Raw genomic sequence first — 15,464 nt, 5'->3', positions numbered from 1 at the left:
TTCGGAAAAGATGCGCCTAGTCTGCCAGAATTTGCAACCGCCAGCTGGCCGACTAGCGTGCCCGCAACGCTCGATGATACTCGGTATGATAGGCATTGATCTGCTGTGCCGGGTCGGACGGGAATCGTCCCAGTTCGACGGCAAGATCGAAGAACCCTTGAGCGGGCCGAGGCTCTCGGCGGCTGATCACCAGGGTCGCGATGAATGGTCGCCCCCGTGCAGCATCCTCGCGCATCAGGGTCTCCAATGCCTGGGCAACACGCTGAATGGTACGCGGCGGCTGTAGACCCAGCGCTTCGGCGAGTTGTTGGTAAGTCATCGGCAACGCCGTCTCGGGTGCTGTCTCGAGGATCCGACGCGCACGCGTCGCCAGGGACACATCAGAATCACATGCCGACATCGCTTTATTCTCCCTGCCTGATGAGCAACCATGCTCGAAATGCCCGCATCGCAGGCGTCAGGTGACGGTGCCGGGGGCTGAACAACGACAGCTTGCCTCGACTGGGCAGCCGATACGGCAATACCTGCACTAGACTGCCTTGCTCGATATCATCGGCCAGCAGCCGCGCCCAGCCCAGAGTCACGCCCTGCCCGGCCAAGGTGGCATGCATCAGCAATTGATAGCTGTTGGCACGCAACCGATGGGTCGGCGATTGCCAGGCCAGCCCCAGGGCCCGATACCACGCCTCCCAGGTCAACCAGTCATGGAAATGGTCCTCGACCACCAACAGTGTGTGATGCGCCAGCAGGTCGGCCGCATCTCGCACCTCACCCTGGCGTTCGAGGTAGGCGGGGCTACATACCGCGATGACATCCTCTTCCTGGAAGACCGGTTCGGCCAGCATACCGGGCGGATCGACCTCATCGGCCACATAGTAATAGAGACCCAGGTCGAATTCCGCGAGATCGAGACGGTAGGGATCTTCGACAGTGAGAATGCGTATCTCGATATCCGGATGCGCACATTGAAAATCCGGCAGATGCCGGGCCAGCCAGATCGAGGCGATGGTCGGACTGGAGGCCAGTGTCAGTTGAAGATCGTTGCCGTGGCGGCGCAGGCGCGCACTTTCATCACTGATGTCGCGCAGGGCTCGCCGCACCACCCGGTAGTATTGCTCACCGGCCGGGGTCAGTCGCAACCCTTCGATACTACGTTCGAACAGCGGCCGCCCCAGATCCGCTTCCAGCCGTTTGACCTGGCGGCTCACGGCGCTTTGCGTCAGGCTGAGTTCCACTCCTGCCTGGGTGAAGTTGCAGTGACGCGCCGCGGCTTCGAAGGTCCGCAGGCAAGACAGCGGTGGCAAAGCATCGCGGCTGGGCATGACACTCCCCGGTGACAAGATAGCGTCACCGAGGTTAACACGTGCCGGGCGCCGCGACTTAGCACCGCTCATAACGCAGTACGCGGCACCTGTCGCTGCCAATGTCGGCGATGAATTTCCTCGTCGCCTTCATGAGCGACCTGTCGTGCTTCCAGATAAAATCGCTCGGCATCCGCCCTCAACCAGTAACGGCTCTCCACGGCGACCTGAAACTGCCCCTCGCCTTCGTCTCGCCCGGCGCGATAATGCCAGACGATCTCGGCCCGCGTGGCATCGGGATCGTCAGGATGTGCCGTATAGGTTTCCCGGCAGTGTTGATCGACCCACAATCCATGATCGAGAAAACGCATGTAACCCAGGTCATCCTCGACGATGGTGGTGACCTCGCCACTGCCCACGTCTTCCTGAAGCGTACGCCGAGGCCGGGCGTCCCGCAGCGATTCCAGGCGTTCGGGCGTCGCCGATTCCGGCGGTTCAAAGGGCGTCTCGGCCAGCGGTTCTCCCCGGAAAACGGGCAGTTCCAGCGACTGTTCGCCGGGCAGCAGTGTCAGTGCGGCGCGTTCGCGACTCGGCCAGAGCAGCGGGAAATTGGCCGAAGCAATGGAGACCCGCAGGCGATGGCCGGCCGGCAGACGATAGCCGATCATGTCGAGCTCCAGGTCGATTTCCATGGGCTCACCGGGGACCGGCGGCTCGAGAGAGCCCAGATCGTTACGCAGTGCCAGATTGAGCACGCCGTAGGTGATCTCGGCGACCCGCCCATCCGGCCCGACGTCATTGAGCCGCACGGTCAGCTGGCCGCAGTCCGCATCGCTGGCCAGACGCAGACGTACACGCGGCTTGCCGAGAATCGGCAGCGGTTTCGCCACCGGTTCACCATCGAAACACAAGGCATCGACATCATCGCGTCGCTGATCCGCCGGCAGGTCGGGTCCGAACCAGATCGCGCAGTACTCGCCCTGATAACGTCCCGTCGTCAACGGCGAGTCGATACATTGCGACGTTGCCAGTGCCGCGTTGTCTTCCACCAGTCCTCGTTCGGTCAAGGACAGACAGCGGGATTCCACCTCACGACTCGGCCAGCCTTCCGTACGTACCCATTGCCCCGGCCGTTCGCGATACATCGGCTGAGGCGGCAGGCCATCCTGCAGGTAGAACGTGCCGGCGGGCTCATCCATCACCCCGGTGTCGATTCCCTTGAGCCAGTAATCCCACCAGCGCAGTGCCTCCTGGAGGAAACCAATGGCCGGATCGGGAATCGCGAAGTGCGGGTACTTGTGAATCCAGGGCCCGATCAGGGCCTTCTTCGGACACTCGAGGTGCTCCATCAACCGCGGTACGCTGTTCTTGTAGGCGTCACCCCAGCCGCCGACACAATAGACCGCCGCCTCGATATCGGCATAGTTCTGCCCCACCGACCCATGCTTCCAGTAGTCGTCCCGCGTCTGATGGAACAGCCAGGTCTCCGCCATCAGCGGCATGTTTTCGAGCCGGTGTTGCCACATCTCACGCCAGCGCTCTCCTACCAACGCCGGATCGGGTACCGCTGCAGAGAAACTGAGCATGGTCGCCGACCAGCCCATGTTCTCGAGCAGCAGGTTGCCGCCCTTGTAGTGAATGTCGTCGGCGAACCGGTCGTCGGTGGAGCACAGCGTGATGATCGCCTCGAGGGGCTCGGGACGCAGGGCAGCCAGTTGCAGGGAATTGAAGCCGCCCCAGGAGATGCCCATCATGCCCAGCTTGCCGCTACACCAGGGCTGGCTGGCGATCCAGTCGATGACTTCCAGGGCATCGGCCTGCTCCTGCGGCAGATACTCATCTTCCATCAACCCATCGGATTCACCGTTTCCCCGCATGTCGACTCGAATGCAGGCATACCCGTGACCGGCGAAATAGGGATGGGTAAGCGCATCACGCACCGCCGTGCCGTCTCGTTTGCGATACGGCAGATATTCGAGAATCGCGGGTACCGGTGCCCGCTCGGCGCCTTCCGGCAACCAGAGCCGGGCCGCCAGACGCGTCCCGTCGGCCAATGGGATCTCGGTATGTTCAATCTCGCGAACGGCGTAGGGAAAATCCTCTTTGACGCGCATGGTCAGTTGGCTTCCTTTTCAGACGATGGTAGAGACGAGGACGTCGGGACCGACAAGCGTTCCGGGTACTTGAGCCATATCCAGAGCGAGCTACTGGCCGTCAGAATGATCAGCATCGCCGGCAAACCGCCCAGGTTCGACAGCATCTTGACGCCGTCGATACCCACGAAGCTGACCATGACCCAGGAGACGACGCCGACGATCACGCCCCACAGCACCTTCATCGGTAAACCGGTGTTGAGGTCGGAATCGGCCGTCAGGCCACGGGTGCAGAGATTGCCGATGGCGTCGGTATTGGAATCGGCCACGGTGACGTAGGAGATGTAGGCAATGAACAGCAGCAGTGGAATCCAGACCACCGCCAGGGGCAGTTCCCGGAACAGGGCATAGAGCACATGCTCGATGCCGCGGTCGTCGAGAATCGCGTGCAGATCGACGCCGGTGCGCATCTGGAAGTAAAGCGCCGCACCGGAAAAGATCGTGATCCAGATCACGGCGAACAGTGCCGGATAGAGCAGGTTCACACGCAGAAACTCGCGTACCGTATAGCCACGGGAAATCTTGCCCAGGAAAAGGGCCGCTACAGGCGCCCAGGCGAACCAGATCGCCCAGTAGAAAATCGACCACCAATAAGGCCATTGATCGTCACCGGCGGCCCCTGTGAACAGGCTGCGGGTAAAGAAATTGTCGAGATAGACCCCGAACGACTCCACGCCCAGTTGCAGCATGAAGACGGTGGGCCCGAAAACGAACACGAAGAGTCCGAGCGCCAGCAGCAACCAGGCGTTGAGCGACGACAACCGAGCGATACCACGTTGCAGGCCACTGGCGGCAGAGATCACGAACGTCACGACGATGATCGCGATGATCACGCCCAGTCGCACCGGATTGGTATCGCCGTCGATGTACTGCCCGGCACCGCCGGCCAACGTCAGAGCCCCGGTTCCCAGCGTGGACGCCATGCCCGCCACCAAGGCATACAACGCCAAGGCGTCGATCAAGCCGGCGAAACGCTTGACCCGCTCCCCCAAAAGAGGCTCGAGCATGCTGGAAATCGAAAACCGCTGACGTCGATTGTAGAACGCCAGAGCGAAAATCAGGGCCGGTACCGCATAGATCGCATAGGGGGTGAATGCCCAATGCAGAAACATGGTCGACATGGAAAACAGCGCCGCCTCGCTGGATCCTTCCTCGAGGCCCAACGATGCCGGCGGTCCCATCAAGTGGTACAGCGGTTCGGCCGTCGTCCAGAACAGCACACCGACCGCCAGCGTGGTACACAAGGTGATCGAGAACCAGCGCAGTGGTGTCAGTAGTCGCGTTGCCTGATCGCCACCAATACGAATACGCCCCAGCGGCGAGAAATACACCACCACGGCCAACACCAGCAGATACACGCTGCCCAGACTGAACAGCCAGGAAAACCGGTCGAGAATGGCATCGTTGAGTGCACTGGTAGCGCCCAGAAATGCATCGAGATCGATGTAGCTGGCAATGACCGCCGCCACCAGCACCAGAAAGGTTGGCCAGAATACCAATGGCCGGAATTGCTCTCGCATGGGCTTGTCTCCCTCTATCGTTATTGGTGGACGCAATGCGCCATGAGCATGGCGGCCTACTCTAGTGCCAGTTGGCAGTCGGTTACCAAGCGATGAATCGGTATAGGGGCATGACACAGGGGAATACCCCCCAGACACTATGGCCAATCGTGTCGATTTCATGGCGGCAAATGAAAAGTCGGAGATGACCAACTCGTCGACACTGGGCGCAAATTCCCTCGATGAGGCCCAGCCCATGAACCGCAACGTTATCCTGACCTGCGCCGTGACAGGTGCCGGCGATACCGTCGACAAGAATCCCAATGTCCCGGTCACACCGAAGCAGATCGCCGATGCCGCCATCGAGGCGGCCAAGGCCGGCGCCAGCATCGCTCACCTGCACGTGCGCGATCCCGATACGGGCGCTGTCAGCCACTCCACCGAGCATTTCCGCGAAGTCGTCGAGCGGGTGCGGGAATCCGGCACTGACATCGTTCTCAATATTACTGCCGGCGGCGGTGGTGACTGGTTACCGGACTCGCAGGACCCCACCCGTGGCGGTCCGGGCACCGATATCCAGACCCCTGCCGAACGTCATCACCCGGTCGGTGAACTACTGCCGGAGTTGTGTACGCTGGACTGCGGGAGTCTCAACTTCAGCGACATGGTCTACATCAATACTGCCGGCTGGCTGCGCGAGCATGCCCGTCTGGTGCAGGCCGCCGGCGTCAAGCCAGAACTCGAGTGCTTCGATCTGGGCCATGTGTGGTTCGCTCGCCAACTCCAGCAGGAAGGTCTCATCAATGGCGATCCACTCTATCAACTTTGCCTGGGCATTCCCTGGGGCGCTGAAGCCGACACCGAAACTATGTTGGCCATGCGCAACAAGTTGCCGGAAAACGCCCATTGGGCGGCATTCGGTATTGGCCGTCATCAGATGCCGATGGTGGCACAGGCAGCGCTGCTCGGTGGTCACGCACGGGTCGGTCTGGAGGACAACCTTTATCTGGAGAAAGGCGTGCTGGCGACCAACGGCCAACTGGTCGAAAAAGCCGGTGGCATCATCGATCAGTTGGGCGGCCGGGTCATGACGCCGTCGGAAACTCGCTCCCACCTGGACCTCCGTGATCCGCACACCAGCCAAGTCGCCAATGGAGGTGCCGCATGAGCCAACGGCTCGCTGTCATTGGAACCGGAGTGATCGGCAATGGCTGGATCGCCCGCGCGCTTGCCAACGGTTGGGATGTCACGGCCTTCGATCCTGCACCGGATGCAGAAGCCAGGACGCGCGACTTCGTCGATAACGCCTGGCCCTCGCTCGAACGGCTGGGACTGGCCGAAGGCGCCGATGCCTCCCGACTGCGGTTCATGGAATCGCCTGAAGCCACTGTCGTTGGGGCCGACCTCGTCCAGGAGAACGCCCCCGAACGAATCGAACTCAAGCGCGAAATCCTGGCGACTCTGGATGCCGCAACCGAACCGGATGTGATCATCGGTTCGTCCACATCCGGCTTCAAGCCCAGCGACCTGCAGCGTGATTGCAGACAGGCCCCCGGCCGGGTGATCGTCGCCCACCCCTTCAATCCCGTCTATCTGCTGCCCCTGGTCGAGTTGGTCGGTGGGGAAGCAACGACCCCGATACATACCGAGACCGCCCAGTCGCTCTATCAGGGTCTGCACATGCGTCCTCTGGTAGTCCGCCGCGAAATCGAAGGGCATATCGCCGACCGCCTCATGGAAGCGTTATGGCGTGAGGCGTTGCATCTGGTCAATGACGGTGTCGCCACCACCGAAGAGATCGATGCCGCCGTGGTTTATGGTTGCGGTCTGCGCTGGTCGCTGATGGGCACCTTCCTGACCTTCCACCTGGCCGGGGGCGATGCCGGCATGCGACATATGCTCGAGCAGTTCGGGCCGGCCCTGAAACTGCCCTGGACCAGGCTGGAAGCCCCGGAGCTCACCGATGAGCTCATCGACAAGGTCGTCGAGGGGTGTGAACACCAGGCCGCCGGTCGTTCCGTCGCCGCACTGAACCGACGCCGCGATGACTTCCTGGTCGAGCTCCTCGCTCTGGTGCAGAGATACTGGCCGGAAGCCGAAGGGCTGGAGGGCCGCATCTGATGCGGATTCTCGATACCCGCGTGGTTCAGGAATGGGTCGATTACAACGGCCACATGAACGACGCCGAGTACGCCAGGGTCTTTTCCCTGGCGGTCGAATCACTGATGGACCATATCGGCCTGGATGCCGCCGGCCGCAAGCGTCATGGCTATACGCTCTACACGCTGGAAACCCATCTCTGTTACCGTCGTGAAGCGCACGAAGGCCAAGCGCTCGGGGTCGGGGTTCGTCTGCTCGACCGCGACGACAAGCGCTTGCACGTTTTCCTTGATCTCGTCGATGATGACAACACCCTGTTAGCTACCAGCGAGCAGATGCTGATGGGAATGAACATCGACAGTGGCCGCCCCGGCGCCCTCCCCGCGCCGGTCGAAGCGAAGATCGATACCCTGCCTCATGCTGAGGCCGATGCCTGGCCTGAAGTCGCCGGACGTCGCATTGGCATTCGTCGGAGTGATCGTTGATGGGGCTCACCACATTCATCGAGCGTTTCGAGGCGGGATTGGCGGAACTCGAGGGCATGCCCCGCACACAGGCACGACATGCGTATGAGAGGCTGTGTCAATCATTCGCACCGGCCGATCCCGAAGATATGACAATCACCGATGACACGCTCGATGGCGTTGCAGTGCGTCGTTTCGTACCTGCGCAGGCCGAGCCGGGCACCGTCGTCTATCTCCACGGCGGCGGCTGGACCCTGGGCTCGGTCGTCAGCCACCACGGCCTCACGGCCAACCTCGCCGAACGGCTGAAGCGCACCGTCATCAGTGTCGATTATCGCCTGGCGCCGGAGGCCGATTACGCCGAGGCTCTCGATGACTGTCTGCGTGTCATCGATGCCTGCGCGCCGCGTGCCGTGGTGGGTGACAGTGCCGGCGCCACCCTCGCCATCCATGCTGCCCTGGCGTATCAGCGCCCTATCCCGCTGGGACTTATCTACCCTCCAGTGGGCCAGCCCAGCGACACTACATTAGGGCCTGACGCCCCGCTGCTCTCGCGCGCCGATATCCTCGCTCTGTGGAAACAAGTCGCCACTCAAATCCCCATTACCATGGATACCTCGACCACACCGCCGACTGCAACTATCGATGTCCTGGCAGTGGAACACGACCCTCTGACGGCGCCACTGGAACGCGCCGTTTTCGCCTGGCAACAAGCCGGTGCCGATGTCACCTATCGGATCGCGCCGGGCATGGTTCACGGTGCCCTGCACGCCCATGACATCCTGCCCGAAATGCGGGAGGCCTGGCAGGATTTCTGCCAGGCGCTAGAGAAGCGTTTGGGATGAGGAGATAGTGTGATGTGATGGTGTTAACCTGACAGTGGGTCACTGATGGCGAAGTGGTCGTAATGTGCCCCGCGACTATCCCTCTGGCCTACCAGTGCGATCGACACGAAATGTGTCATTGAGCTTTCCCACTTGATAGATGTCATACATGTATATATCAAGTCTATATACGAGATAATTTACCAGTATCAGAGAGTAGATAACAAACATCAATACGAGCTCATCATTCGTCCAAGCGAGAAAATCCAACGTGACTTCATAGCCTACGGTGTAAACACTCAACCCACCTAAAAAAATTGCCAACAAACAGTTCGTCACAATGACCGAAAGCATGACTCCTCTTATATCTTTTGAAGGAGGGTCGGTTTTCCAACCAGGCATGTGCACCAGCCTTATCTTATCGTCAAAGACGATATTATGCTTTCGGCGTAACAGTGATTCCAGGCTAATTTCTCCCCCACCCTCCGCGACAGAGGCCAGCGCAACTCGATGATCAAAGTTGTCACCAAAAATTCGTTCTACCGACTGAATGAAGCCCGATGCATCGCCCGTTTCTTCATACTGTCTCGCCTTGAGACACAACTCCCTGCACTCTTGACTCTTGCCATCTCGCCGTTTGTCATAGTCGCCAAAATTCTGATTATAGTGCGCCTGATACACTTGATAGATGGATATCGTGATGCCAGCATAAATCATGAAAAAAACAAGATAATTGAACACGTCAACTCATCCTACTGACTTTTCCAGAACATTAAAAATCAAGACCTTGACCATCAACATAGTGTACCGATACTGCTCCCCTGTACTGCCAGAATCAACCATTACTACACCAAATGCGGCCTTTTACCGCACCGATGATTCTTACCTCACGAATTGTCGAGCAATGCTCGGATAGATTGATAGCCTGTACAGTCAACTTGCACCCGCTCCACATCGGAGCTGCCCTATCTGGGCTGAGCCAAGCCAATCATTACCATGACCAGGAAGACGACGATGGGACGCACATAGGCCGTCCACGACATGATGAAACGCTCGCCGGGCTCGTTGGGTCGTTGCATGGATTCCATGGTGTTTTCCTCCTTGAATCAGAAGCCGAGAGTGACGATCCCGTCATCCTTGATGGGTGGCAAAGGGCACACTGGGATAGGCCGCCTTCGGCGCCTCGCCGGCACTGGATTGCCCGAAGCACGCCTCCACCGGCCTGCCGTCGATCATCACCGAAGGACTACCAGCCGGTCACCGGCGAGGGTGGACAAGCTCTGCCTAGTCGGTGCCGAGCTCCCAGTCCAGGCACGCTACAGCCGGGGCAGACGACCGGCCACCTTCCCTAGTGGAAATTGATAGGCACGGCCTCCTTGCCGTGCGCGATATGTCTTTCGGTGGATGGCTACCAGTGCTCCTGCACGACGGTGGAGCCCCGCCGATACTGCCTCCTACTGGGCAGAAATCTCGTTAACAATCAACTTTCGCTCCAAAAAATCAACATCAGGTGTCGCGCTTTTAATGAAACCCAGAACTTTTTCGACATCGCCCTTTTTACAATAAATCTTCTGATAGCTTGAATGTGGACCAAATCCATCATCAAATGTCATCTTCAACCCTATAAGGCGACGCTTATTCCAAAGCACGATTTCTTCTACAGCATCCCAGCCTCGATTTTCATGCCGCTCTCCCCGAACCAATGACTGATATCCTTTCGAGTTCCCCATCGCCAATGCTATCAGGCCAAATCCCGCTGGCCCCACCGCACCAAGAAGGAAATAGGGATTAAAAAAGGAGGCAACCAGGACGGCAATGCCGGAGATAATGGCCGTCCACTTCATCACCGGCTTGACCGAGTCGATTTGAGGCTTCCATGAAATCTTCTCATAGCCTTTATTCGTCAAGCGGTAGACGATAATGGAGGTCTGATGGGTCATGCTCATGGCGACAGGTATCATTAAAAAGAACATGACTATAGAGGCTTTCTTGATAAATTCATCCTCCCCAGCAACAAAACCCAAAAAAAACCACAGCCCCCCCATAAATAATAGCATTATAAAAAATCCAACATTTGCTACGTAGGTATTATAGTCTCTTACCCGAACCTGCCAGCTCATTAGCTCAGGCTCATCAGTGCGCTCCCAGGGCATTTCGGGCACATAATTCTTCCTTGGCTGAACAAACCACATGTTGCATATCCCTTTTAAAAAACACGATAGCTCGGTACCTATCGGAAAGAAATCTCACGCCTTCGCTATATCAATTTGGGACCGTCAGGCTGAATAAACGACCTATCGGCTGGCAGACCGCGGTATTGTCGCCTGGCTCCAGATCGAAACTGCCCTCATCAGCCTGAGGCTTATGGAACACATAGTCCGCGCTATGAGGAGAGCGTAATGTCGTCTCCGGGTAATCGATCGAGAGCGTAAAAGGCGCTCCTGCAGCCTGCTCATCAGTGGGCAGCCAGGCCTGCCAGATGCGTGGCTCCTTGGGGTCATAGTCTGTCGGCGCTGGCAGCGTACCGCCCGACCGGTCAGCACGCTCTTCAAGGCTAGAGGCCGGCGCCCAGAATCCGCGGCTCGCGTTTCGGGACAACTTTATCGTTTCGCCCGCCAACATGGAGGGCAGTGCAATCTTGAGCCAGAAGCCCTGATGGACTTGAGCGGCTCGCCGCCCTTGATAGCCCAGGCTAGTGACCGGTTCCAGGCGTACCGTCGGCTGGTAGAGCGCTTCCAGCAAAGCGCGCCATTCAGTAGCCTGCCCCTCATCGTCATCGGCCCACCTCGGGGACTTCCCCCAGCCACTTCGATACAACCAGAGGCGAACCCCCTCGCGGTGATAGTAATCAACGAAGAATGAGGCAAAGAGATATACTACCCCGGCGATGGCCAAGGTCCAGGCGGCCCAAGGCGCCATGATCCAGGCGAATGGAACCAACCTCCCCATCAGCGCCCCAATGAGCTGTAATCCTGACACAGTTGCCATTACTGATGTGCTCAGCCGCTTGGTTTCCAAAGCTACTCGTTCTTCGTTACTCGTGGCTGCACTAATCTGTCCAGAAATCTGCCACGCTTCTACCACTCCGGCAATAGTCCCGAAAACCGCCATACCCGCCACCCGGGTGGTGAGCTTGGCCGCCGTACGGGCAAAAGCTGCCTGCCCTGCTCCGCTCCATTGGCGAACGCCGGCTTTGGCCAACTTGGTGGTTACGCCTTCGATCTTCGCTGCCTGCGACAACGCATGCTTATTCCAGTACGGCATCACCCATAACGCCATCACCGCATTGGTCGTGTAACCCATGCCGCTGATCAGGGATTGTTTGGCGTTCTCGTCCATGCCATCGCGCTCGATGGTCGCAAGGGTCGTGCCCACGTTCAGCAGGTTGAGCCCGGCGACCAGCAGCGGCAACCCGCCCCCAAAGCGGTTCATCCAGCCGCGCATGCGGGCCTGGGCGGCGGCAGCCCCCTGCTCGAGCTTGAGGCGATTCTGCTCGCGCAGTTCGTCATAGCCCAGTGTCTCGGCCGGCCCACCAGAGCTCCCTCCTTGACGGGCGACAATGCGCTTGGGCTCGCGGGTCATCAGTTCGTCGATTGCTTGCTGCTCAGCATTGAGATTCCTTATCTGGGCGGCACGATCATGTGGCGCAGCAGGCCGTTTGAGTGCCTCTCGCAGTCCACGTAGAAGACTCTGGCGGCGTACGACATCACGCCGCCAGCGACGATGCCGGGACTCATAGCCGCCATCACGGACCAGTTGGGTGTTCCTGGCCGCATTATCAGGATGCACGAACGCCGCCTGCATGGTCTGCGACAGCCCCTGGCCGAGACGCTCGGTGGTGACTGTCGCTCCCGCCCCCACCGCCGGCAGAAGTTGGTAGGCCAGTCCCTCCCAGGCCAGCTTGGCCGGGCCTTGCACGGCCGTGATCAGGGTGTCCAGGGACTCCTGAACATGCGGCGCCAAGGCCTTGAAAGCCCGGCTGTCGCGAACACCGTCGAGATCGAGTACACCCTTGATCTCGTTGGCCCGTGAAGCAACGCTCGTCGCATCCGACACCGATGGACCCTCGGCCTCTCCTGTCTCGATAAAGTTCTTCGCGACTGCGGTGAGGGCCTGTTCCAGCTCGGGCGAGAAGTTGAACAATGCCAGCCCCACCAGGTTGTCACGCCGACGCGCCCGCTCGATGAGCCACTGCTGCCCCTCCTCGCTGGCACCGAGCGCCTCGCTCACCATCCGGGTGAATTCGATAAGTGCCCGAGTCTGCAACACGTTGCAACCATCGAAGCACAGCGCCTGAGCCGATGTCGGGAGACGATCCAGCCAGGCGGTCAGGTCTTCACGACTGTGCCGACACTGTGCCTGCAAGTGCTCCAACTCAGGCTGCCGTTCCTGAATGAAATGCAGCGCCCCATCGTAGTCCACGTCGTTGCGCCAGATCGCCTTGGCGTTCCACTCCTGGAGGTCATCATCGTCGCGTGGATCGATACCTAATTCAGCCAGTTCGGCCTCATAGGCCTCCAGTTGCGCCTGACGACTGTCGGCATTGGCATTCGGGCGGATCGCCGAATCGAAGGGGCTCCCCCGGTTGATCGCCGTCGACAACTCATCGCTCCGCCTAAGGCGATAATGTTGATCCAACAACGCGATCGCCCGGCGTTGCTTTTCTGGATCGTCACGCACGGCATCGGGAAGATCGCTCTCGTCGATACCACACAGCCGCTGCACCATCAGCGCAGTGTTGAGACGATGTCCGTGCTCGTCCTCGAACTGCTCGAGCGCCATTTCCACGCCCAGCAACTGCATGGTCAGATCATTGGCAATTCCCAAAGGGTCATCCAGGGCCACGAACAGGGCTTCGTCCTGGTTCGGTACCTTGGCCAGCACGGTGTTCTGATCGATCTCGGGCTTGAAGGCCAGGGTGACGTATGCTGACTCGCCCTCATCTTGCTGTTCTTCCTCACTGAGAGGGCGTGCCATCACCGTGGCCGAATCGAACTCACGGACTGCGCCCTGCGGAGTAATATCCGCCACATGCTCACCCAGTTCGGTCAACGGCCCCACATGCGGGGTGTCTTCGGGCGCTTCAATAGCTGCGCTCAATCTGAGCGAGCGCATGAAGCGGCGACGGGCATCCGCATTCGAGCGCATATGCTCGCAGATGCGCCAAGTCCACTGCACGGGAGAGTAGGCAATCGACAACCGGCTACGGCAGGAGTACAGCAAGTAGGGCTTGCTCTCTTCACCTCCCTGACGTTCGTCGGGCTGGGTCTCGGTGACGTCTTCGGGCCAGGGAATCCGCGTGAACTGGTGTCCTTCGATGCGGTACTCGTGGAAGGTGCGATCCACCTCATCCCAGACATACAACCAGCCATCGCGAAGCTGACGCAGGCAGTAGCTACGCGTCTGCAGCTCGGGATAGCCATGCGACGCCCATGATTCGGCCAAGGGATGCGGCCCCTGGGCATTCTCCTTCTCGCTCGATGCCTCATCGATGGCATAGCGAACCGGAAAGATGGCGATCTCGAGATTCAACGGGCACATGCCGGTCGCCCCAAAGGGCGTCTCATCGAACTCGGCATCACGCGCATCCTGCTGGGCTTGTCGATCAGACATCGTATGACGTCCTTGTTGTCGAGTTTCCATCCACTGGGGCCACCTCAGCCGAGCGACACCAGGCATCGAGCTCGTACAGCTGTTGCTGACGAGGCAGTCCGCCACGGGTGGCGTCGCACTCCATCCAGCGAGCATAGAGCCCGCCCGGCGCCGTCATGAAATCCTCTCCCCAGCGCAGGCTGAGCTCCATCCAGATGGCAAGCTGGCGTTCCGTCTGAGCGCCCCAGGCCAACGCCTCATCCAGGCGCGCATCCAACCACGTGCCTCGCACCTCGGTAGACACTTGCGACCAAGCGTCGCCGATATAGTGAGAAAAATATGCCGACAAGCGTTCCTTGAACTGCCAACGGGCCACTGCGTCCAGGGCATCCCGTTGTGGCTTGGCGAAGTCATCGGGCGAGTGCGATGCCCAACCACCATCAGGCGTTTCCTGTTCGGATGCGTCGAACGTTCTCCAGGTCAACGCTTCTTGCTTGTCCCAGGCCGGAGCCCAATGCGGCACGTGCCAGGAATCAATAGGCCCCATCACCTTAGCCGGCACGCGCTCGCCATAGCTGGCCAGCCAATGCCTGAGCACCAGCGGGTCGGCAAACCTCAGTAACCGAGAAGCCCCATTGACCTCGATCTCAGCGAACCCCAGCAAGTGCTCTCCCAGTGATTCCGTGGTCGCTGAGCTCGAGAGCAACGACATGGCGCGCGTCCGCTCGCCCTCATCTTCGGCCAGGATTTCGTCCACAAAATGGCGTCCCCGGGGCATCACCAGGATGGGGCCTTGCTCGGCCACCTCCTTGAAGCGTGTCAGCAGATAGAGCGGCTCGATCTCGGCCAGATCATCTCGCGCATACAACCGCCTGAGCGCATCCGGATAGCGCACCCCATCCACCAGCACATGCGTAACGCGAGCCGGCCACCCCATTTAGCCACGCTCCGGATCACTGCTCGACTCGCAAATCTCGCAATTGGCAGGTGCCTTTACGAGCGAGGTGAGTTGGGCACGACGCCGGATTGGCGCTACCACGGTATGGCTCTCCCCTGTTGCCTCCCTCGGCAGTTCGGGTGCCTGGGCGGCTTGCCCGCTGCCCGAGCCAGGGCTCCCACCGGCATTGACCTTGACGCCGGGGCCGCTGAGGGTCACGCCACTGGGGTCGAGCTTGACGAAGCTGCCGCCGGCCTTGAGGGTGATCTCGGCGCCGGCCTCGATGACCACCTTCATGCCGGCCTGGTGATGCACTTCCCGGCCCGCTTCGATGAGCTGCGCCCGGCCGATCTTTTCGTGACGTGTACCGCCGACGATCCGGTGGTCGTCACCGTCGACCCGGGTGTAGTCATCCCCGTGCACGGTCAGGTGATCGTTGCCGTCGATCTCCATCAGGCGGTCGTGGCCGACGCTGAGGTGGCTGTCGTGGCCGATGGCTTCGGTGCGGTCGTGGTTGATCAGCAGTTCCAGGTCACGCTCGGCGTGCACCCAGATCTGTTCCCGGCCGCCCTCGTCCTCGAAGCGCAGCTCGTT

At 59.9% G+C, this 15,464-nt stretch carries 14 protein-coding genes; 4 read left to right on the top strand and 10 right to left on the bottom strand.

Translation table 11 applies throughout. From position 1 onward, the window contains the following. Positions 1-52: 52 nt before the first annotated feature. The 4 genes from BLW01_RS15365 to BLW01_RS15350 all read right to left on the bottom strand — a co-directional run bounded on the left by BLW01_RS15365 (position 53) and on the right by BLW01_RS15350 (position 4,974). Positions 53-400: a hypothetical protein gene (locus tag BLW01_RS15365; RefSeq protein WP_092571295.1), complete on the bottom strand. Its 348-nt coding sequence runs from the start codon at positions 398-400 to the stop codon at positions 53-55. Positions 401-404: 4 nt separating this feature from the next. Next, positions 405-1,322, bottom strand: coding sequence for a LysR substrate-binding domain-containing protein (locus BLW01_RS15360; RefSeq protein ID WP_092571293.1), 918 nt, complete (start codon positions 1,320-1,322; stop codon positions 405-407). A gap of 68 nt (positions 1,323-1,390) precedes the next feature. Then, positions 1,391-3,415: a CocE/NonD family hydrolase gene (locus tag BLW01_RS15355; RefSeq protein WP_092571291.1), complete on the bottom strand. Its 2,025-nt coding sequence runs from the start codon at positions 3,413-3,415 to the stop codon at positions 1,391-1,393. A gap of 2 nt (positions 3,416-3,417) precedes the next feature. Next, complete coding sequence (locus tag BLW01_RS15350) at positions 3,418-4,974, bottom strand: BCCT family transporter (RefSeq protein WP_092571289.1); 1,557 nt, start codon at positions 4,972-4,974, stop codon at positions 3,418-3,420. Between the two features lie 235 nt (positions 4,975-5,209). Between BLW01_RS15350 and BLW01_RS15345 the strand changes: the two genes are divergently transcribed. The 4 genes from BLW01_RS15345 to BLW01_RS15330 are packed head-to-tail and all read left to right on the top strand — an operon-like array spanning position 5,210 to position 8,362. Further along, the gene (locus tag BLW01_RS15345; protein ID WP_092571581.1) at positions 5,210-6,121 is read left to right on the top strand and encodes a beta-keto acid cleavage family enzyme; all 912 of its coding nucleotides are present in this window, start codon (positions 5,210-5,212) and stop codon (positions 6,119-6,121) included. Then, complete coding sequence (locus BLW01_RS15340) at positions 6,118-7,074, top strand: L-carnitine dehydrogenase (RefSeq protein ID WP_092571287.1); 957 nt, start codon at positions 6,118-6,120, stop codon at positions 7,072-7,074. The genes BLW01_RS15345 and BLW01_RS15340 overlap by 4 nt, the downstream gene beginning before the upstream one ends. After that, a complete protein-coding gene (locus BLW01_RS15335) occupies positions 7,074-7,538 on the top strand; it encodes a thioesterase family protein (RefSeq protein ID WP_092571285.1) in 465 nt (154 codons plus the stop codon). Before BLW01_RS15340 ends, BLW01_RS15335 begins: the two co-directional genes overlap by 1 nt. Then, on the top strand, positions 7,538-8,362 hold the full coding sequence (locus BLW01_RS15330) for an alpha/beta hydrolase fold domain-containing protein (RefSeq protein ID WP_092571283.1): 825 nt from the start codon (positions 7,538-7,540) through the stop codon (positions 8,360-8,362). The genes BLW01_RS15335 and BLW01_RS15330 overlap by 1 nt, the downstream gene beginning before the upstream one ends. A 75-nt stretch (positions 8,363-8,437) precedes the next feature. Here BLW01_RS15330 and BLW01_RS15325 read toward each other — a convergent pair whose 3' ends face one another. The 6 genes from BLW01_RS15325 to BLW01_RS15305 all read right to left on the bottom strand — a co-directional run. Further along, positions 8,438-9,082 (bottom strand): hypothetical protein, encoded by a 645-nt coding sequence (locus BLW01_RS15325; RefSeq protein ID WP_092571281.1) that lies wholly within the window; start codon positions 9,080-9,082, stop codon positions 8,438-8,440. Positions 9,083-9,306: 224 nt separating this feature from the next. Continuing rightward, a complete protein-coding gene (locus tag BLW01_RS18900; protein WP_268244673.1) occupies positions 9,307-9,429 on the bottom strand; it encodes a hypothetical protein in 123 nt (40 codons plus the stop codon). Between the two features lie 366 nt (positions 9,430-9,795). Beyond that, positions 9,796-10,533 (bottom strand): hypothetical protein, encoded by a 738-nt coding sequence (locus BLW01_RS15320; protein ID WP_092571279.1) that lies wholly within the window; start codon positions 10,531-10,533, stop codon positions 9,796-9,798. A gap of 70 nt (positions 10,534-10,603) precedes the next feature. Beyond that, the gene (locus tag BLW01_RS15315; protein ID WP_092571277.1) at positions 10,604-13,954 is read right to left on the bottom strand and encodes a T6SS effector BTH_I2691 family protein; all 3,351 of its coding nucleotides are present in this window, start codon (positions 13,952-13,954) and stop codon (positions 10,604-10,606) included. Further along, positions 13,947-14,870 (bottom strand): DUF4123 domain-containing protein, encoded by a 924-nt coding sequence (locus tag BLW01_RS15310; RefSeq protein ID WP_092571275.1) that lies wholly within the window; start codon positions 14,868-14,870, stop codon positions 13,947-13,949. The genes BLW01_RS15315 and BLW01_RS15310 overlap by 8 nt, the downstream gene beginning before the upstream one ends. Further along, positions 14,871-15,464, bottom strand: a 594-nt coding sequence (locus tag BLW01_RS15305) for a bacteriophage T4 gp5 trimerisation domain-containing protein (protein ID WP_425304345.1), incomplete at its 5' end; no start/stop codon positions are given.

It is taken from the genome of Aidingimonas halophila (assembly GCF_900106955.1).
In the GTDB taxonomy this organism is placed as follows: domain Bacteria; phylum Pseudomonadota; class Gammaproteobacteria; order Pseudomonadales; family Halomonadaceae; genus Aidingimonas; species Aidingimonas halophila.
This window is presented reverse-complemented; position numbering and strand designations above follow the sequence as displayed.

Bases quoted from the DNA above. Each gene is read 5' to 3' on its own strand.
- BLW01_RS18900 (WP_268244673.1), bottom strand. From the start codon at position 9,429: ATGGAATCCATGCAACGACCCAACGAGCCCGGCGAGCGTTTCATCATG.
- BLW01_RS15365 (WP_092571295.1), bottom strand. From the start codon at position 400: ATGTCGGCATGTGATTCTGATGTGTCCCTGGCGACGCGTGCGCGTCGG.
- BLW01_RS15315 (WP_092571277.1), bottom strand. From the start codon at position 13,954: ATGTCTGATCGACAAGCCCAGCAGGATGCGCGTGATGCCGAGTTCGAT.
- BLW01_RS15335 (WP_092571285.1), top strand. From the start codon at position 7,074: ATGCGGATTCTCGATACCCGCGTGGTTCAGGAATGGGTCGATTACAAC.
- BLW01_RS15355 (WP_092571291.1), bottom strand. From the start codon at position 3,415: ATGCGCGTCAAAGAGGATTTTCCCTACGCCGTTCGCGAGATTGAACAT.
- BLW01_RS15345 (WP_092571581.1), top strand. From the start codon at position 5,210: ATGAACCGCAACGTTATCCTGACCTGCGCCGTGACAGGTGCCGGCGAT.
- BLW01_RS15310 (WP_092571275.1), bottom strand. From the start codon at position 14,870: ATGGGGTGGCCGGCTCGCGTTACGCATGTGCTGGTGGATGGGGTGCGC.
- BLW01_RS15330 (WP_092571283.1), top strand. From the start codon at position 7,538: ATGGGGCTCACCACATTCATCGAGCGTTTCGAGGCGGGATTGGCGGAA.
- BLW01_RS15320 (WP_092571279.1), bottom strand. From the start codon at position 10,533: ATGTGGTTTGTTCAGCCAAGGAAGAATTATGTGCCCGAAATGCCCTGG.
- BLW01_RS15340 (WP_092571287.1), top strand. From the start codon at position 6,118: ATGAGCCAACGGCTCGCTGTCATTGGAACCGGAGTGATCGGCAATGGC.
- BLW01_RS15360 (WP_092571293.1), bottom strand. From the start codon at position 1,322: ATGCCCAGCCGCGATGCTTTGCCACCGCTGTCTTGCCTGCGGACCTTC.
- BLW01_RS15350 (WP_092571289.1), bottom strand. From the start codon at position 4,974: ATGCGAGAGCAATTCCGGCCATTGGTATTCTGGCCAACCTTTCTGGTG.